Annotated in this window: 16 protein-coding genes and 1 tRNA gene; 11 read left to right on the top strand and 6 right to left on the bottom strand. The window is 74.1% G+C overall.

Annotated features, from left to right (window positions below; translation table 11 throughout):
• The first annotated feature begins 155 nt into the window (after positions 1-155).
• The gene (locus ACGFZN_RS26230; protein ID WP_393860927.1) at positions 156-1,616 is read left to right on the top strand and encodes a hypothetical protein; all 1,461 of its coding nucleotides are present in this window, start codon (positions 156-158) and stop codon (positions 1,614-1,616) included.
• 58 nt (positions 1,617-1,674) lie between these two features.
• Here the strand turns inward: ACGFZN_RS26230 and ACGFZN_RS26235 are convergent, their stop codons facing one another.
• Complete coding sequence (locus tag ACGFZN_RS26235) at positions 1,675-2,271, bottom strand: histidine phosphatase family protein (RefSeq protein ID WP_393860928.1); 597 nt, start codon at positions 2,269-2,271, stop codon at positions 1,675-1,677.
• A gap of 215 nt (positions 2,272-2,486) precedes the next feature.
• On the opposite strand from ACGFZN_RS26235, the gene ACGFZN_RS26240 reads away from it, so the two are divergent.
• The 7 genes from ACGFZN_RS26240 (at position 2,487) to ACGFZN_RS26270 (ending at position 8,796) form a co-directional block, all read left to right on the top strand.
• Entirely contained in the window at positions 2,487-3,428 is a 942-nt protein-coding gene (locus ACGFZN_RS26240) for a phosphatase PAP2 family protein (protein ID WP_393860929.1), read from the top strand.
• Entirely contained in the window at positions 3,325-4,560 is a 1,236-nt protein-coding gene (locus ACGFZN_RS26245; protein ID WP_393860930.1) for a hypothetical protein, read from the top strand. The genes ACGFZN_RS26240 and ACGFZN_RS26245 overlap by 104 nt, the downstream gene beginning before the upstream one ends.
• On the top strand, positions 4,551-6,149 hold the full coding sequence (locus tag ACGFZN_RS26250; RefSeq protein ID WP_393860931.1) for a hypothetical protein: 1,599 nt from the start codon (positions 4,551-4,553) through the stop codon (positions 6,147-6,149). Before ACGFZN_RS26245 ends, ACGFZN_RS26250 begins: the two co-directional genes overlap by 10 nt.
• The gene (locus ACGFZN_RS26255) at positions 6,146-7,483 is read left to right on the top strand and encodes an AAA domain-containing protein (RefSeq protein ID WP_393860932.1); all 1,338 of its coding nucleotides are present in this window, start codon (positions 6,146-6,148) and stop codon (positions 7,481-7,483) included. The genes ACGFZN_RS26250 and ACGFZN_RS26255 overlap by 4 nt, the downstream gene beginning before the upstream one ends.
• 151 nt (positions 7,484-7,634) lie before the next feature.
• Positions 7,635-8,003, top strand: a complete 369-nt coding sequence (locus ACGFZN_RS26260) for a hypothetical protein (RefSeq protein WP_393860933.1) — start codon at positions 7,635-7,637, stop codon at positions 8,001-8,003.
• Between the two features lie 159 nt (positions 8,004-8,162).
• Positions 8,163-8,732, top strand: a complete 570-nt coding sequence (locus ACGFZN_RS26265) for a bifunctional DNA primase/polymerase (RefSeq protein WP_393860934.1) — start codon at positions 8,163-8,165, stop codon at positions 8,730-8,732.
• A tRNA-Lys gene (locus ACGFZN_RS26270) sits at positions 8,723-8,796 on the top strand. The genes ACGFZN_RS26265 and ACGFZN_RS26270 overlap by 10 nt, the downstream gene beginning before the upstream one ends.
• A gap of 154 nt (positions 8,797-8,950) precedes the next feature.
• Here ACGFZN_RS26270 and ACGFZN_RS26275 read toward each other — a convergent pair.
• Positions 8,951-10,240, bottom strand: a complete 1,290-nt coding sequence (locus ACGFZN_RS26275) for a M6 family metalloprotease domain-containing protein (protein WP_393860935.1) — start codon at positions 10,238-10,240, stop codon at positions 8,951-8,953.
• Positions 10,241-10,531: 291 nt separating this feature from the next.
• On the opposite strand from ACGFZN_RS26275, the gene ACGFZN_RS26280 reads away from it, so the two are divergent.
• Positions 10,532-12,334 carry a putative bifunctional diguanylate cyclase/phosphodiesterase gene (locus ACGFZN_RS26280; RefSeq protein WP_393860936.1) on the top strand — a complete coding sequence of 601 codons (1,803 nt, stop codon included), beginning with the start codon at positions 10,532-10,534 and terminating at the stop codon, positions 12,332-12,334.
• Here ACGFZN_RS26280 and ACGFZN_RS26285 read toward each other — a convergent pair.
• The 3 genes from ACGFZN_RS26285 to ACGFZN_RS26295 all read right to left on the bottom strand — a co-directional run bounded on the left by ACGFZN_RS26285 (position 12,313) and on the right by ACGFZN_RS26295 (position 15,008).
• Complete coding sequence (locus tag ACGFZN_RS26285) at positions 12,313-13,410, bottom strand: LLM class flavin-dependent oxidoreductase (protein ID WP_393860937.1); 1,098 nt, start codon at positions 13,408-13,410, stop codon at positions 12,313-12,315. The genes ACGFZN_RS26280 and ACGFZN_RS26285 overlap by 22 nt on opposite strands.
• An 81-nt stretch (positions 13,411-13,491) precedes the next feature.
• Positions 13,492-14,223, bottom strand: a complete 732-nt coding sequence (locus tag ACGFZN_RS26290) for a decarboxylase (RefSeq protein ID WP_393860938.1) — start codon at positions 14,221-14,223, stop codon at positions 13,492-13,494.
• Positions 14,220-15,008, bottom strand: a complete 789-nt coding sequence (locus ACGFZN_RS26295) for a decarboxylase (RefSeq protein WP_393860939.1) — start codon at positions 15,006-15,008, stop codon at positions 14,220-14,222. Before ACGFZN_RS26295 ends, ACGFZN_RS26290 begins: the two co-directional genes overlap by 4 nt.
• A gap of 147 nt (positions 15,009-15,155) precedes the next feature.
• Between ACGFZN_RS26295 and ACGFZN_RS26300 the strand changes: the two genes are divergently transcribed.
• Together ACGFZN_RS26300 and ACGFZN_RS26305 are read left to right on the top strand one after the other, a co-directional pair.
• The gene (locus tag ACGFZN_RS26300; RefSeq protein ID WP_393860940.1) at positions 15,156-16,106 is read left to right on the top strand and encodes a D-2-hydroxyacid dehydrogenase; all 951 of its coding nucleotides are present in this window, start codon (positions 15,156-15,158) and stop codon (positions 16,104-16,106) included.
• Positions 16,107-16,137: 31 nt separating this feature from the next.
• Positions 16,138-17,520: an amidase gene (locus ACGFZN_RS26305; protein ID WP_393860941.1), complete on the top strand. Its 1,383-nt coding sequence runs from the start codon at positions 16,138-16,140 to the stop codon at positions 17,518-17,520.
• Here ACGFZN_RS26305 and ACGFZN_RS26310 read toward each other — a convergent pair.
• Positions 17,507-18,001 (bottom strand): DUF3830 family protein, encoded by a 495-nt coding sequence (locus ACGFZN_RS26310; protein ID WP_393860942.1) that lies wholly within the window; start codon positions 17,999-18,001, stop codon positions 17,507-17,509. The two genes, ACGFZN_RS26305 and ACGFZN_RS26310, sit on opposite strands and share 14 nt — an antisense overlap.
• Between the last annotated feature and the right edge of the window lies 1 nt (position 18,002).

An 18,002-nucleotide genomic window follows, 5' to 3' on the forward strand; every position in this document is an offset into this window, starting at 1 on the left:
GATGAGATATCCGGTTTGTAGCCAAACACTGCGTGGCGGACCCCTCACAGCAGGTACGTTCATGCCCGCCGGAATCAGGGCGTCACTCGGACAACTCGTCACGAACCCGTCCCGGATCCGGCATGGTTCGACGGTTCGCACGAGAGGACCCGGCCATGGCGTCGTCAACCGTGACCTCGTCACAGCCCGACCGGCCACCCCGGCCGAACCTCGCCTTCCGGCAACTGCGCGGCAGGCGCTCACCGGCCGAGTTCGCGGCGCTCGTACGGCGAGCCGCGCGCGAGATCGGTGAGCGGGTGAGCTGTGACGCGCGTTACGTCGGCAGGGTGGAGGCGGGTGAGATCCGCTGCCCCAACTACGCCTACGAACGGGTGTTCCTGCACATGTTCCCCGGACGCACGCTCACCGACCTGGGCTTCGCGCCCCGCTCGTCCGTCCGCGGCCGCGCCGCGCGTACGGCGGCGGACGCGGCCGGGGAACCCGCCGCCGAGGCACCCGCTGAGTCGGCCGGGGCCGTCGATCCGTATGACACGCAGGACCCGTGCGGCGCGCCAGGACCGTACGCGAAAGACCACCTGAACCACGAGGAGAGCGACGTGCTGCGTCGCGCATTCATGACCGGCGGAGGCGCCACGGTGGCCGCCGCCACGCTGAGCCCGCTGGGGCTCGCCACGGACGCCGCGCCGCCGGCCCGTCCCCCGCGCCGGCCCGGCGGCTCCGAGGCGGCCGCCCTGGAGGAGGCCGTCCGGCGCATCCGGCTGCTCGACGACCGGCACGGCGCGGACGGCCTCTACCGGCGCGCGGCGGCTCCGCTGCGCGCGGCCTACGCCCTGCTGGACGCCGGCGCGACCCGGCAGGCCACCGCCGACCGGCTGCACGCGGGCGCGGGTGAACTCGCCATCTCCGTGGGCTGGCTGGCGCACGACTCGGGCCGCTTCGAGGACGCCCGCTCGCACTACGCGGAGGCGCTGGCCACGGCCCGCATGACCGGCGACCAGGCGCTGGAGGCGCACGCCTTCTGCAACACCGCGTTCCTGGCGCGGGACGCCGGCCGGCCCCGGGAGGCGGTGCGCGCCGCGCAGGCAGCCCAGCGCGCGGCGGCGCCGCTGGGCTCGGCCCGCCTGATGTCGCTGCTCACGCTGCGCGAGGCGGGCGGCTGGGCGGGGCTCGCCGACCGCACCGGCTGCGAACGGGCACTGGCCCGCGCGCAGGCCCTCTTCGCCCGGGGCCGCTCGGACGCCGACCCGGAGTGGATGAGCTTCTACGGCGAGGCGGAGCTGGAGGGGCTGGAGGCGCAGTGCTGGTCCATGCTGGGCGACTGGCGCCGGGCGTCGCGGCACGCCTACCGCGCGACCGAGCTGCAGGACCCGCACTTCACCCGCAACATCGCGCTCTACACGGCCGAGCTGGCCGACGACCTCGCCCGCGAGGGGCGGCCGGACGAGGCGGCCGCCGCAGGGCTGCGCGTGCTGTCCCTGCTGGACCAGGTCCAGTCGTCCCGTATCCAGAGCATGCTGGCCGGCACCGCGCGCGTGCTCCTGCCGCACCGGCGGGCGTCCGGGGTGTCGGAGTTCCTGGAGCGGCACGCGTCCATGCCCCGCACCGCACGGATCTGACGGCCGTCGGCGCGAGCGGCACCGCGCCGGTGCCGCGGACGGCGCGGGCCCGGGAGCGTCAGTGCACCAGGTGCCCGAGGTCGTTCCAGCTCTCGATCGCCGGCTCGCCGTAGGCCCAGCCGAGGACCGACAGCGAGGTCGGGTTGAGGCGGATCCGCGCGGCGAAGTCCAGCGGGAGACCCAGCCAGCGCGCGCCTATGGAGCGCAGGATGTGGCCGTGGGCGAAGACCAGGACGTCGCGGTCGGCCGAGCGGGCCCACGCCACCACCTCGTCCGCGCGCGCGGTGACCTCGGCGATGCTCTCGCCCCCGGGCACCCCGTCCCGCCAGATCAGCCATCCCGGACGCACGGCCTGGATCTCGGCCGGGGTCAGGCCCTCGTAGGCGCCGTAGTCCCACTCCAGGAGCGTGTCCCAGGTGGTGGCGCGGTCGCCGAAGCCGGCCAGTTCGCAGGTCTCACGCGCGCGTGCCAGCGGGCTGGTGCGCACCTCGGCCTCCGGCAGCCCGTCCAGCGGGGCCCGGTGCAGGCGCTCGCCGAGCAGCTTGGCTCCCCGCCGCCCCTCCTCCAGCAGCGGCACGTCGGTCCTGCCGGTGTGCTTGCCGGACAGCGACCAGTCCGTCTGTCCGTGCCGGGCCAGCAGGATGCGCGGTGCCATGGGGGACCTTTCCGGAAGCGGGACGCCACGCGGACGTCGTGAAAACAGCAAAAGACGACTTCTCCATCATCGCGTACCCCCCGCCGGGGCAACCCGGGGGGCGATCTCGGCGTCTTTGTGGGCCGGAGCGCCCACATGGGCGGGATACGCACACCGTAAAGTGGCACGGTCGCCCGCCGGGGCGCGCCGCACAGCAGAAGGGGGAGGGCGATCGGATGCCGCAGACCGAGACACCGGCCACCGAGGAGGCCCGTACCCGGCTGCGCTGGTGGACCGAACTGCCGCTGATCGTCCTGGTCTACGGCTGCTACTCGGCCGGCCGGCTCCTGGTCCGCGGTGACGTCTCCTCCGCCGTCGACCACGGCCTGGCGATCCTGCGTGTCGAGCAGGACCTGCACCTCAACGCCGAGCATCCGCTCAACCGGCTGTTCACGCGCGAGCCGTGGCTCGGCGTGCCGGCCGACTTCTGGTACGCGTCGCTGCACTACGTGATCACGCCCGCCCTGCTGGTCTGGCTGTTCCGGGCCCGTGCCGAGCACTACCGGCGGGCCCGCACCTGGCTGATGACGTCCACGTTCATCGGCCTGATCGGCTTCACCCTGCTGCCGACCTGCCCGCCCCGGCTGCTGTCGGCCGGCCACGGGTTCGTGGACACCATGGCGCACTACAGCTCGTACGGCTGGTGGGGCGGCGACGCGAGCGCGCCGCGCGGGCTGGGCGGCATGACCAACCAGTACGCGGCCATGCCGAGCCTGCACGTCGGCTGGGCGCTGTGGTGCGGGGTGACGCTGTGGCGGCACGGCGGCACGCGCGCGGCGAAGGTCCTCGGCGTCCTCTATCCGCTGGGCACCGCGCTCGTGGTCATGGGCACCGCCAACCACTACCTCCTCGACGCGGTCGCGGGCGTCGCCGTGATGGGCGTCGGCGCCCTGCTCGCGCCGTGGGTGATGCGGGCCGTGGACCTGGTCCGGGCCCGCCTGCTGCCGGGCACCGCACCGGTCGCGCAGGGCACCGGTTCCCCGATTGTCAGTGCCGGATGCCAGACTTCCGCGGGTGAGCGATTTCCACGGCAGCGCGAGTCGCGGCTCGACGCCGGGGCCGAACCGGACGCCTCCCCCAGCGACGCGGGAGAAGGGGCTCCGGCACCGGCTCGCTGAGCTGCGCGGTCCCGACGTACCGGCCAAGGCCCTGGACGCGCGCGCCCTCGCGGCACTCGCCGCGAACCCCGGGTGCGCGCGGCGGGCGATCCTGGACGGCGCCGGGGTGGACAAGGCGCGGCTGGCGAGCGCGCTGGGCGCGCCGTCCGCGTTCGGGCAGTCGCAGTTCGCGCTGACGCGCGGCAACGCGTTCGAGGCGAAGGTGAAGGCGGACGGCGGCGCCGAGCTGCTCCGGCTGGCGCACGCCCGCCTCGACCCCGGCGCGGCGCCGCCCGAGGGGGCGGCCGTGCCGGACCTGACCGCGCACGGCCCCGAGGGCCGCACGGCCCGTACGGCTCTGGCGCTGCGCGAGGCCGTGCAGGCGGGCGGCTGGACCCTGCTGGACCACCCGATGCTGGCGCTGGATGTGGCCGGCTCGCTCGCCTTCCTGGAGCCGGACGCGGTGGTGGTGCACCCGGACGGCAGCTGGTCGGTGGTGGAGATCAAGTCCTTCCCGCTGCTGGACGGTTCGGCGGACCCTGCGAAGGTCGGCGCGGCGGCCCGGCAGGCGGCGGTGTACGTGCTGGCCCTGGAGGAGGTCGCCGCCCGGCTCGACCCGGTTCCGGTGGTACGGCACCGGATCCTGCTGGTGTGCCCGAAGGACTTCTCCAACCTGCCCGCGGGGTCCGCCGTCGACATCCGCAAGCAGCGCGCGGTCACCGCCCGCCAGCTGGCGCGGCTCACCCGCATCGAGGAGATCGCCGGGTCCCTGCCCGAGGAAACGTGCTTCGCGCCCGGCCGCAGCGCCGAGGAGCTGACGACGTCGGTCGAGGCGGTCCCGGCGACGTACGCACCGGAGTGCCTGTCCACCTGCGAGCTGGCCTTCCACTGCCGGGAACGCGCCCGCGAGGAGGGCGCCGTGACCCGCCTGGGCCGGCCGCTGCGCGCGGAACTGGGCGGGCTGACCACGGTGGAGGACGTCCTCGCGGCGGCCCGCGGCGAGACCGGTGACCCGGACGACCCGACGGTCGCGACCCTGCGCCGAGCGGCGGCCCTGCGCGCCGAGGCCCTGCGGTCGGCGGCCCCCGCGGTGGGCGCCGCAGCCCCGGAGTCCGCGGGCCGGGCGGCGGCGGAGGTGGGCGCGTGTCGTTGATCGCCGCCCTTGCCCGGCTCGAGGCCGTCGAGAGCGGCCGGGCGCAGCCCGCCGCGACCGTCCGGCACCGGCATCTGTCGGCGCGCCCGCTGGTGTTCGTGCCGCTCACCACGGCCGGTGAGGCCGGCGCCCCGCTCGGCGCGCTGGTCGGCACCGACCGGGACGCGCCGCGGCTGCTGGTCGTGCCGCAGCCGCGCGACCGCGATCTGCGCTTCGCCTTCCTCGCCGACCTGGCCGACGTCGTCCTGCCGTACATCGACTCCTACGCCGGGTCCGTGGAGGCGGCCGAGCGCACCGAGACCGACCCGGAGACCGGCAAGCGGGTGAAGGTCGAGGCCGAGCTGTGCTCGGACGCCCCGCAGCTGATCGTGCCGAGCCGCGCGGGCCTGGACTTCGTACGGCTGCTGGGCCGCTCGATGCGGTTCCGCCGGACCGCCGAGCAGGACCCGGAGGCCCCCTATCCGGCGCCGCCCCGGGTGCCGCTGCTCGGCCGCTGGCTGACCCACTACGGCGAGCGGTCCCGGGTCCCCGGCTCCTCGCTGCTGCTGGCCCTCACCGACGTCCTCTCCCGGCACTGGGCCACCGGCCAGTCCAGCCTGGAGGACCAGCACCTGGGCGCGCTCCTCGCCTGGATCGACCCCCCGGAGGGGACCGGCGGCGCCGAGGCGGCGCGCCGCGCCGAGCTGGCCCGGGACGCGGCCGGCCAACTGCTGTGCCCGCCGGCCGGTCCCGCCACCGACCCGGCGTTCGACAACAAGCTGCTGGCCCCGGCCATCGAGCGCTACGACCGCGCGCGCACCGCGCTGGCCGCCGCCGAGGACGCCCCGGCCGCCGACGACCGGCTGGCCGCGCTCACGGCGGCCGAGGCGGAGATCCGCGAGCTGGTGGCAGGCGTCACCCGGCCCACCTGGGACGCGGTGTGGCGGGGCCTGGACCTGCTGCGGGCGCTGCCGGAGGGCGCGCATGCCGAGGAGCGCTGGACCCGCGACCGCTGGTCCTTCACCGGGCACCGCGACCGGGTGCTGGCGGGCGAGCCCCCGCAGCCGCGCCGGGACGACGCGGTGACGGCGGCGAACAAGCTGGCCGCGCGCGAGCGCGAGCAGGCCCGGCTGGAGGCGCAGGAGGCGCTGGACGACCCGCTGGTGATGGCGGGCCGGCGGCTGGCCGGGGAGGCGTTCGCGGGCGAGGTGACCGATGTCGTCATGGCGTACAGCGAGGGCAAGCGGCCGAGCCCCCGCCCGCTGGTGACGGTCCGCACGGACGACCGGCCGCATCTCGCCGAGCGTGCGAAGGTGTACCGCTCGCTGAACGGCAAGCCGCAGTCGGCGGAGTTCGCCGGGTACGAGGACTGCCCGGACGGGCGTGTGCTCGTCCTGCGCGTCCTGGACAAGATGGGCCGCGGCAGGGAGCCGGAGCCGGGCTCGGTGCCGGAGAAGGGCGACCGGGTCTGCTTCACGCTCTTCGAGCACGAGCAGCGCGGCGGCGCGAAGCTGCCCGACCCGGAGGAGACGCCGTGGACGCACGGCGGCCCGCCGGGTGAGCCCGCGCCGGAGGCTCCCGACACCGTGACCGAGGAGGACCTGCTGTGACGACGGTCGACTTCGACCCCTCGGCCGCCGCCGCCCGCGCCACCGACGCGATCCTGTACGACACCCTGCACGGCACCGAGCGCGGTGTGGTCGTGGACTCCCCGCCGGGTGCGGGCAAGTCGACGCTCGTGGTGCGCGCGGCCCTCGAACTGGCCGACGCCGGGCGCCCGCTGATGGTCGTGGCGCAGACCAACGCCCAGGTGGACGACCTGGTGCTGCGGCTCGCCGAGCAGAACCCCCAGCTGCCGGTCGGCCGCCTGCACAGCAGCGACACCGACCCCTACGACAAGGCGCTGGACGACCTGCCGCAGGTACGCACCTCCGCGAAGGCGGCGGATCTGAACGGCCTGCCGGTGGTGTTGTCCACGGCGGCGAAGTGGGCGCACGTGAAGGCCGACGAGCCGTGGCGGCACGCGATCGTGGACGAGGCGTACCAGATGCGCTCCGACTCCCTGCTCGCCGTGGCCGGCCTGTTCGAGCGGGCGCTGTTCGTGGGCGACCCCGGGCAGCTGGACCCGTTCGCGATCGTCGGCAGCGAGCAGTGGGCGGGCCTGTCGTACGACCCGTCGGCCTCCGCCGTGACGACCCTGCTGGCCCACAATCCGACGCTCCCGCAGCACCGGCTCCCGGTCTCCTGGCGCCTGCCGGCCTCCGCGGCCCCGCTGGTCTCGGACGCCTTCTACCCCTACACGCCCTTCCGCAGCGGCACCGGCCACGGCGACCGCCGCCTCGCCTTCGCCGTCCCCTCCGACGGCTCCGGCCCGGACCGGGTGATCGACGAGGCCGCGGAGTCCGGCTGGGGCCTGCTGGAGCTGCCCGCCCGGCACACCCCGCGCACGGATCCGGAGGCGGTGCGGGCGGTGGCCACCGTCGTACGGCGACTGCTGGACCGGGGCGGCGCGGCGGTCTCCGAGCGCTCGGACGATCCCACCCCGCTCACCGCCGACCGCGTCGCCGTGGGCACGGCGCACCGCGACCAGGCGGCTGCCGTCCGCGCGGCGCTCGCCGAGCTGGGCGTGACGGACGTCACGGTCGACACCGCCAACCGTCTGCAGGGCCGGGAGTACGACGTCACGGTCGTCCTGCACCCGCTCTCCGGCCGCCCCGACGCCACCGCGTTCCACCTGGAGACCGGCCGCCTGTGCGTGCTGGCCTCCCGCCACCGCCACGCCTGCATCGTGGTCTGCCGCGCCGGCGTCGGCGACCTCCTGGACGCCTACCCGTCCACGGAACCGGTCCAGCTGGGCACGCTCGTGAAGTTCCCGGACGGCTGGGAGGCCAACCACGCCGTACTGGCACACCTGGCAGAACACCGCGTGACCTGGCGACCATGACCATCCTCGCGGCCCCTGCCCGGCAGCGGACGTGATCGGCCGCAGCGGGGGGGAGCTTCGGCCAGGGCGGCCTCTTGCGGGGGCGCGGGACAATGGACGGTGGCCCACCTGAAGGCGGTGCCCAGCGAATCGTACGAGGAGGAGACACGACATGGCGGAGCCCACGCCGCGTCGCAACGAGCCGCGGCTACGCCCCGCGCCTCTGATCTTCGAGCCCGCGGAGGCGGCCGCCGATCCGGAGCACTTCTTCGACCTGGAGTCGATCGAGGATCCGCGTGCGCTGCTGGCCCGGGCCACGGAGCTGACCCAGGCGTTCCGCGCGGCCGCCGACCGGGCCGTGGAGTTCCAGGCCATCGCCGCGGCCCAGCTCGCCGACCCGCGCCGGTTCGACCGGCTGACCCCGGCGGACATCGCCGAGCGGGCGGAGTGGACCGAGGACTATGCCAAGAAGATGGTCGAGTTCGGGCGGGACCTGATGCGGGGCGACGCCGAGGGGCGGACGTCCCCCGATCCGGTGTGAGACCACGCCCCTTCCACGCACCGGTCCACGCCGGTCGGTTCCGGCAGTGACTCGCCTGGCATATGCCAGGCGGGCAAGATACTCCTCCCCTGCCTCCGCTGTCCCGGATTTCGGCAACTCAGACGGACCGTTCGCTCACAGCCGGTATACCTGGGTGTCATGAGCAGCGCACCGAACGTGACCCGAGTCACCTCCGACGGCGTCGACTGGCTCGCCTCGGCGGCGACGTACCCGCGCAGCACCGTCGCCCTCTGGGAGGAGCGCCCCGACGCCCCGGTGGTCCTGCCCTGCGGCACCGTCTTCGACGTGGTGAGCGCCCCGGCGATCTTCGGCCGCCGGATGCTGGACCGGCTGTGGGACGACGGCCCCGGCTCGGGGCCGGTCGCGGTGTTCCGGGGCCGCGTGCTGCTGTTCGCCGCGCCGGGCACGGCACAGCGGCTGCCCTCGCTGCTGGCGTGGGAGGAGTGGGGCTCGAACCGTACGGAGGCGATGCCGCCGCTGCTGTGCCACGGCACGGGCGACGCGGTGACCGTCCCGGCGCCGGCCGGCTGCGACACCCCCGGCGACGCGCGCTGGCTGGTCGCCCCGGACACCCGTCACCCCTGGCTGCCGGGGCCGGAGGTGGTCCTCTGGGCGGCCGTCCGGGCGGCCCGCGAGGCGGTGCGCATATCGATTTTTCCTCCCGCCGACCAGGATGCTAATGTCTACGACGTCAGCAGGCGCCGCTAGCTCAGTTGGTTAGAGCAGCTGACTCTTAATCAGCGGGTCCGGGGTTCGAGTCCCTGGCGGCGCACGATGGCGATGGCGAGGCATGTCCGCACAAAGCGCGGAGCTGCCTCGCCATCTCTGTTTTTGCGCGGCTTCGCCGTGCGGTGTGGGGGCTTCGCCACCCACGCCCCTCAGGCTCCGTGGACCGTGTCGGGAAGCGGCTGAAGCGGACGGCCTAGTCAGCCGGAGACGGACTGGGTGATGCGTACCGTCCAGGCCCCCGACGGGGTCCTGTCCTCCACGGCCACCCTGACCCCCGTGCCGGGGACGGTGAAGGTCTCGCCCAGGGACACCGGGGCGTCCGCGAGGGGCGGGTAGACGGAGGTCTCCCAGCAGGCCTCGGTGCGCGGATGGGCGTCGACGACCTCGATCGGGCCGCCGCCCGACTCCGCTCCGCTTCTGATCCGGTACACCAGCACCCCCTGCCGGCAGGACGTGCGGTCGTTGCCGGCCGTGCCGCGCGCCTCGAAGCCCAGGACGCTGTCGGGGCCGGTGCGCACCAGCGCCAGCTTCACCCCGTGTCCGAGGCCGAAGGCCGGCGCGCCCGCCGTGCCCTGCACCGGGATGCCGGGCCCTGCCTCCAGCGGCTCCAGGGTCAGCCGGGCCGGGCCGGCGCCGCGCACGCACACCACCTGGCGCGGATCCAGCCAGCCCAGCTTCCACCGGTGCCAGGCGAAGAGGTCCGGGGCGAGCCCGAACTGGCTGCCCATCAGGTCCCAGTCGCCGACGTAGGTGTCCCAGTCGCCCTTGCCGTCGACCGGGCGGTGGTAGAGGTCGGGCAGGTCGAAGACGTGGCCGGTCTCGTGGGCGAGGACGAGCCGGTCCGGCGGGTGCTTCTCGAACACGGTGACGACCCGGCGCACGTCGGTGCCGTCGACGTGCACGGGCGTGTCCAGGTTGATGACCTTCGTGGCGTCCGAGTCGACGCCGGGCGCGTCCGGGTCGGCGACGAAGTACACGACCTGGTAGCGGGAGAAGTCGACCTCCTTGTCGGCCACCTCGAACGCGTCGTGCAGATAGGCGGCCCGGTCGTCCGCGTCCCAGTCCCGCTTCATGGCGTACGCCGTGGACGGCCTCGGCATGCGCAGCCAGTGCGCCAGCGGGTGCGGGCGCAGGGTGAAGCGGCCGTAGGAGGCCTGCGCGTAGTAGCGGCTGGTGGCCGGGAAGTGGTCGGCCGTCAGCTCGGCGGGGGTGGTGCGCGGGGTGGCGTCCGGGAAGGACAGGAACACCATCACGGCGTCGACGGTGCCGACCGGGTGGCTGTAGTCCGGGTTCCAGCTGTCCACGCCCTCGGAGTGGTGGGCGGCGGTCCGGTGCAGGGCGCACGGGGTCGTGGAGTACGGCTCGGCGGCGGCCGGTCCGGAGAGGATCGACGTCGCGGCGAGCGCCGACAGCGTGGTGCACACGGCGGCGGTGCTGCGCAGCTTGGGCACGGCGTGACCTCCGGATGCGGTTCTCGGGCCCCGCATCCAGATTGAGAGTGTTCGTTGCGATATGCCCTGTTTGCCTGCACCACAAGGGTGAGCGCGCCACGCGCACGCACCGGCGCGCTCCGGCGCTCGACACCCCGAAACACTCACGGAACGTCACAACAGGTCGAGGGGCTGAAGAACCCGTCCAGGTGCGGGCAGAAACGATCTGTCAGAAACTGTGCTCCGTCCGGGACACTGGTGAGTGGCTGGAAGGGCCCGGGGCCAGCCTCTATGATCGGCACACTTTCCGGCACGGACTTCAGATCGAGTGCACTGCGGGAGCGAGCGGTGAGCGGAACGTCCGAAGGGCCGACGCCCGCGGCAGACCTCGACCGGTCAGCCGTCACAGACAGTGACCACACCACCTACCACCGTGTCTTCGCGGCCGCCCCGCTCGCCATGGCCGTCGTGGACCGCGCCGGGCTCGTCGCCGGCGCCAACGCGGCCTTCGGCGAGCTGCTCGGCGCCGACCCGGACACGTTCACCGGCCGGGTCGCCGCCGACCTGGTCGACCTCGCCTCGGACGCGCGCAGCTGGCACGCCTACCGCGAGGTGCTGCGCGGCCGGCAGGCGAAGCTGCGCTGCACCCGGCGGCTGAAGCACCCGGAGGGCCACTCGGTGTGGGTGCAGGTGACCGTGGCCCCGCTGAGCGGCGGTTCCGGGGTGCTGCTCTCGGTCGCCGACATCAGCGCCCGCCGTGAACTCCAGGCCCGTCTGCGGCACTTGCAGATGCACGACCCGGTGACCCGGCTGCCCAACCGCACGCTGTTCTTCGAGCGGCTCACCGGCGCGCTGGAGGCGGAGTCGTACGAGCGCAGCGGGACCGGCCGGATCGGGCTGTGCTATCTCGATCTGGACGGCTTCAAGGCGGTCAACGACACCCTCGGCCACCGGGTCGGGGACCGGCTGCTCGCGGCGGTCGCCGAGCGCCTGACCCGGGTGGCCGACGAGGCGGGGTACGCCCGCGCGGTGACGCCGCTGGTGGCCCGGCTGGGCGGCGACGAGTTCGCGCTGCTCGTGGAGGACTCCACCGGCACCGAACAGCTCGCCGATCTCGCCGAGTCGGCGCTCAGGGCGCTCGAGGAGCCCTTCGATCTGGCCGGCCAGCGGCTGTCGTTGACCGCGTCCATCGGTGTCGTCGAACGCCATGCCGCCGGCACGACCGCCACCGGGCTGATGCAGGCGGCCGACACGACCCTGTACTGGGCGAAGGCCGACGGCAAGGCCCGCTGGACCCTGTTCGACCCCGAGCGCAACGCCCACCGGATGACCCGTCAGGCGCTCTCCTCCACCCTGCGCCCCGCCATCGAGCGCGGTGAATTCGCCCTTGAATACCAGCCGTTGGTCGGCATGGAGGACGGACGCCTGGCCGGGGTCGAGGCGTTGATCCGCTGGAATCATCCTCAGTTCGGCACACTGACGCCGAATCGGTTCATCGGACTGGCCGAGGAGGACGGCTCGATCGTGCAGCTGGGCCGCTGGGCGCTGGTCACCGCCTGCCGCCAGGCCCGCCGCTGGCAGCTGGACCACCCCGACGAGCCGCCCCTGTTCGTCAGCGTCAACGTGGCCGTACGGCAGGTGTGGGACTCGGACCTGGTCGCCGATGTGGCCCAGACCCTCGCCGAGACCGGACTCGCCCCGCACCTGCTGCAGCTGGAGCTGACCGAGTCGGCGGTGATGGGCTCGGCCGGGCGCCCGCTGCAGGCCCTGCAGGCCCTCAGCGACATGGGGGTGCGCATCGCCATCGACGACTTCGGCACCGGCTACTCCAACCTCGCCTATCTCAGCCGCCTGCCGGTCTCCACGCTGAAACTGGACGGTTCCTTCGTCAGGGGGTTCCAGTACGAGGAGGCGGCCAAGGGAGCCGTGCCGAACCCCGCCGACGAGGTCATCGTCGAGGCGATGATCCAGCTCGCCCACCGGCTCGGCATCACCGTCACCGCCGAGTGCGTGGAGACCTCCGCGCAGGCCGACCGGCTGCGCCGCATCGGCTGCGACACCGGCCAGGGCTGGCTGTACTCCCGCCCGGTGCCGCCGGATCGTATCTCCGAGCTGCTCGACGAACGGGCCTACGCGGTCGGCAAGCCGTAGGCGTCGGCGATCAGCTCGTAGGAGCGCAGCCGCAGTTCACCGCGGTGGGCGTGGGAGACGATCATCAGCTCGTCGGCGCCCGTGCGCTTGTGCAGGTCGTCCAGGCCGGAGCGGACCTCGTCGGCGGTGCCGTGCACGATGTTGGCCGTCCAGGAGGTGATGAACTCCTCCTCCATCGGGCTGAACTCGTGCTTCTCGGCCTCGTCGGGGTCAGGGAACAGGCCGGGCCGGCCGGTGCGCAGCCGGAGCATGTTCAGGGCCATCGCCCGGGTCTGGCGTCGGGCCTCATGCGCGTCGTCGGTGGCCAGGGCGGAGACGCCGATCAGGGCGTACGGCTCGTCGAGGACGTCGGAGGGGCGGAAGGTCTGCCGGTACAGGTCCAGGGCCGGGATGGTGTTCTGCGCGGAGAAGTGGTGCGCGAAGGCGAACGGCAGGCCGAGCATTCCGGCGAGGCGCGCGCTGAAGCCGGAGGAGCCGAGCAGCCAGACGGGCGGGCGGTGCGGGGACTGGACGCCGCCGGGGGCACTGCCCTGCACGGGGCCGGGGATCGCGTGGATGCGCCGGTAGGGGTGGCCGTCGGGGAAGTCGTCGTCCAGGAAGCGGACGAGCTCGGCGAGCTGCTGCGGGAAGTCGTCGGCGCCCTCGTTCAGGGTGTCGGTGCGGCGCAGGGCGGCGGCGGTGGCGCCGTCCGTGCCGGGCGCGCGGCCGAGGCCCAGGTCGATCCGGCCCGGCGCCAGTGCCTCCAGCGTGCCGAACTGCTCGGCGATCACCAGCGGCGCGTGGTTGGGCAGCATGACGCCGCCCGAGCCGAGCCGGATGCGCTCGGTGCGGGCGGCGAGGTGGGCGAGGATCACGGCGGGCGAGGAGGAGGCGACGCCGGGCATCGAGTGGTGCTCGGCGACCCAGTAGCGGGTGAAGCCGCGCGCCTCGGCGAACCGGGACAGCTCGACGCTGGTGCGCAGCGCGTCGCTCGCGGTGCTGCCCGCGCCGACGGTCACCAGGTCCAGTACGGAGAGGGGGACGGGGGCGGTGCCGTGCGTCGTGCCCCGGATCTCGTCTGCCTCGGCTGCGGACACGGTGTGGGCCTCCTGTGTGTGGCGTGGGCTGTCCTGCCGTGCGGTAACAGGAGGCAGTCTCCGGTTATTCCCCGGCGCGGTTCACACCTGCACGATCGGCTCCCGGGTGAACAGCGCGCCCAGCGTCGGCGCGTTCACCCGGCGGTCGGCGAGCCGGAGCGCCTCCCACACCGAGACCTGGTTGGCGGTGAGCACCGGCTTGGACAGCGCCTTCTCCAGCAGCTGCAGGTGCGCGGCCGTGTGCAGGGCGGTGTCCGGGAGCAGGACCGCCTCCGCGTCCGGCGCGTCGGCCGCCCGCGCCAGCGTCAGCACGTCCTCCTCGCCCCAGGTGCCGACCTCCGCGGCGGTGATGATCCCCGAGGAGCGGGTCCCGGTGACCTCGAGGCCGCCGGCCCGCAGGAAGTCCGCGAACAGCGCGGTGATGTCGTCCGGGTAGGTCGCGCCGACCGCGACCCGCCGCAGGCCCAGCTCCCGGGCCGCGTGCACGAAGCCGAACGACGTCGAGGACGCCGGCATCCCGGCCAGCCGGGCGAGCGTGCGGACCTGCGCCTGGGCGCCGTCCCAGCCGTGCACGAAGCCGCCGCTGGTGCACGCCCACACCACCGTCTCGGCGCCGGACAGCCGCAGGCTCTCCATGCCCGCCGCGAGCCGCTCGGCGGAGCCCATCTCGCGCAGCGCCGCCACCCGGTGCGCGTCCTCGCCGATGTCGGTGTGGACGAGGTCGACCCGGATGTCACTGCCCAGGAGCTGCTCGATGCGCGGATAGTCGTCCTCGGCGGAGTGGCCCGGGTAGAGGAATCCGAGTGCGGTCATGTCCAGCCTTCCTGCGTCTCTTCGGGCAGTGCGGGAGGCCAGGCGCGCGCCGACGGATCCAGCAGCGCCTGGTAGGGCCCCACGGCCCGGGTACCCATCCGGCGCAGCGCAGCCCACATCGTGACCTGGTTCGCGGAGAGCACGGGAATGCGCAGCTCGGCCTCCAGCTGGGGGATCACGTCGTACGTCGGCAGATTGGTGCAGGAGATGAACAGCGCGTCGGCGGCGCCGGGGCGGACGGCCTGCCGGGCCATGGCGACCACGTCCCGGTACGGCACCTTCCAGATGTGCCGGGTCAGCCCCATGAAGGCGCACCCGGTGACCTGGACGCCGGCCTCGGCGACGAAGTCCTCCAGCGCCCGGGTCACCGACACCGTGTACGGCGTGACCAGCGCGACCCGACGTACCCGCAGCTCCTCCAGCGCCTGAAGCAGCGCGCCCGAGGTGGTCACCGACGGCGGCGCGCCCGCGAGGGCCATCGCCGCGCACATCGCGCGCTCCCCGGCGATCCCGCCGACGAAGCTGCCGGAGGCGCAGGCGTAGGCGACGGACTCGGGCGCGACGGCGGTCAGGGCGCGCACGGCGTCGCCGAGGGTCTCGTGCTCGCTGACCAGCCGGGCCAGGTCCAGGCTCACCTCGACCGGCACGAACGGGGTCCGGGTCAGATGCAGCGACACCTCGTCGGGCACCCAGCGCCACAGCTCGCGGTCGAGGGCGAAGTCGAAGGGTGCCACCACGCCGACCCCGCGCTGGGGGCGGGGGCCGCCGAGAAAGGAGACGTCCATGGCTGCCACCCTCACGCTGGGAGACGAGCGGGCAACGGTTCGCGAATGCGCCCGTGTTGACGAAGGTAGGTTCGGGTGCGAGCGTGGTCAATCCGCGCATATGTGCGCGCTTCATCCCCGCATGTCAGACGGTCGGAGCCGCCCCGTATGACGACCCTTCCCACCCTTCTGGTGCTGGACGCCGACCCGCCGCCCCGGCTCGGCCGGCTCACCGGGCGCGCCCGGATCGTGCACACGGACGCGGCGCGTCTGGCGGAGCGGCTGCCGCAGGCGGACGTGCTGCTGGTGTGGGACTTCGCCTCGCACGCGGTGCGCGAGGCCTGGCCGGGGGACGGGCCCCGGCCGGTGTGGGTGCACACGGCGAGCGCGGGCGTGGACCATCTGATGAGCCCGGAGCTGGCCGCGTCGGACACGGTGGTGACGAACGCGCGCGGCGTCTTCGACGAGCCGATCGCCGAGTACGTCGCGGCGCTGGTGCTGGCGGTCGCCAAGGACCTGCCGCGCACGCTGGAGCTCCAGCGGGAGCGGACCTGGCGGCACCGGGAGGGCCGGCGGGTGGCGGGCACGCGCGCGTGCGTGGTCGGCTCGGGTCCGATCGGCCGGGCGATCGCGCGCGTCCTGAAGGCGCTGGGCGTGACCACGGCGCTGGTGGGCCGGGTGCCGCGGACCGGTGTCCACGGCCCGGGCGACCTGGACCGGCTGATCTCCCGCGCGGACTGGGTGATCGCGGCGGCGCCGCTCACCGAGGAGACGTACGGCATGTTCGACGCTCACCGCTTCGGCGTGATGCAGCCCTCGGCGTTCTTCGTCAACGTCGGCCGCGGCGGGCTGGTCGACGAGGAGGCCCTCGCCCGCGCCCTGACCCGGCGCTGGATCGCGGGTGCGGCGCTGGACGTCTTCACCGCCGAACCCCTCCCGGCCGACAGCCCGTTGTGGGGGCTGCCGGGGCTGATCGTCTCCCCGCACATGAGCGGGGACACGGTGGGCTGGCGGGACGAACTGGGCGAGCAGTTCATCGAGTTGTACGAGCGGTGGGCGGCGGGAAGATCCCTGGTGAACGTGGTCGACAAGACGCGGGGATACGTCCCCGGGCACTGATCCCTCGACCGCACGGCCTCTTGGAGGGTCCATGCAGCTCACCGACCTGACCGCCGTCCAGCTCCTCGACGGTTACCGCAAGGGCGAGTTCGGTCCCGTGGAGGCCACCGAGCAGGCCCTTCGGCGGGCCCGGCGGATCCAGCCGGAGGTGAACGCGTTCGTGCGCCTCACCGAGGAGGACGCCCTCGTGCGGGCGCGGGAGTCCGAGGAGCGCTGGCGGCGCGGTGAGCCGGCCGGGCTGCTCGACGGCGTGCCGGTCACGGTGAAGGACATCCTCCTGCTGCGCGGCCATCCGACCCTGCGCGGCTCCCGGACGATCTCCGAGCAGGGGACCTGGACGGAGGACGCCCCGGCGGTGGCCCGGCTGCGCGAGCACGGCGCGGTGTTCCTGGGCAAGACGACGACGCCCGAGTTCGGCTGGAAGGGCGTGACGGACTCCCCGCTGTCGGGGATCACCCGCAACCCGCACGACCCGGCGCGGACCGCCGGCGGCTCCAGCGGGGGCAGCGCGGCGGCCGTGGCGCTCGGCGCGGGCCCGCTGTCGCTGGGCACGGACGGCGGCGGCAGCATCCGCATCCCGGCCGCGTTCTGCGGGATCTTCGGCCTCAAGCCGACGTACGGGCGCGTGCCCCTTTACCCGGCCAGCGCCTTCGGCACCCTCTCCCACGCGGGCCCGATGACCCGGGACGCGGCCGACGCGGCCCTGCTCCTCGACGTCATCGGCGCGCCCGACCCGCGCGACTGGTCGGCCCTGCCGCCCGCGCCGGGCTCCTTCACCGAGGCGCTGCAAGGCGGCGTGCACGGCCTGCGGGTCGCCTACTCCCCGACCCTCGGCGGCCAGGTCGCGGTCCGGCCGGCCGTCGCGGCGGCGGTACGGCGCACGGTGGCGCGGCTGGCCGACCTCGGCGCGTACGTCGAGGAGAGCGACCCCGACTTCAGCGACCCGGTGGAGGCCTTCCACACCCTGTGGTTCAGCGGCGCGGCCCGGCTCACCGAGCGCTTCTCCCCCCGCAAGCGGCAGCTGCTGGACCCCGGCCTGCGGGAGATCTGCGCGCAGGGCGCCCGCTACAGCGCGCTGGACTACCTCGCCGCCGTCGACGTCCGCATGGATCTGGGCCGCCGCATGGGCCGCTTCCACGAGCGCTACGACCTGCTGGTCACCCCGACGCTGCCGCTGACGGCCTTCGAGGCGGGCGCGGAGACCCCGAGCGGTTCGCCGCACCGCCGCTGGACGGGGTGGACCCCGTTCACCTACCCGTTCAACCTGACCCAGCAGCCCGCCGCCACGGTCCCGGTCGGCAAGGACGACCAGGGCCTGCCGGTCGGCATGCAGCTGATCGCCGCCCGCCACCGCGACGATCTGGTGCTGCGCGCGGCGCACGCGCTGTACGAGGCGGGCCTCACGCTCGGCTGAAACCGAGCGTCTCCCCCGCCGCCCCCGTCCGCCACAGGTCGTTGCAGGCCTCGGCCATCTCCTCCAGGCCCTGCACCACCTGGCCCCACACGATGCCCGGCACCCAGCCCACGTCGCCGTTGAGGAGCAGGTTGTTGCGTTCGTAGAACAGGGCCAGGTCGACGACCGTGGCGCCGGGGCGGACCTCGCGGTCGTAGCCGTAGGCCTTCGTGCCGAGTTCGGTGCCGGCGAAGGAGAAGTAACAGAGGTCGCCGGGAATCGGGGTGACCGTCGGGTTCTCCAGTGGGGGTTCCGTGGAGGCGAACGGCGGGAAGAGGGCGTAGATCTCGTTGCGGGCGTACTTGGCGTGGTAGACGTCGCCCGTGAGCGGCAGCGCCTCCCACACCGCCGCGCAGGTCAGGGGCGCGCGGTCGGTCAGGAGGCGGGCCGTGCAGTGCACGTCTCGCCCGGTGAGGGACACGGTGACGAAGCGATCGGCCATG

Origin of the sequence: Streptomyces sp. NPDC048192 (genome assembly GCF_043202415.1) — a bacterium.
In the GTDB taxonomy this organism is placed as follows: Bacteria; Actinomycetota; Actinomycetes; order Streptomycetales; family Streptomycetaceae; genus Streptomyces.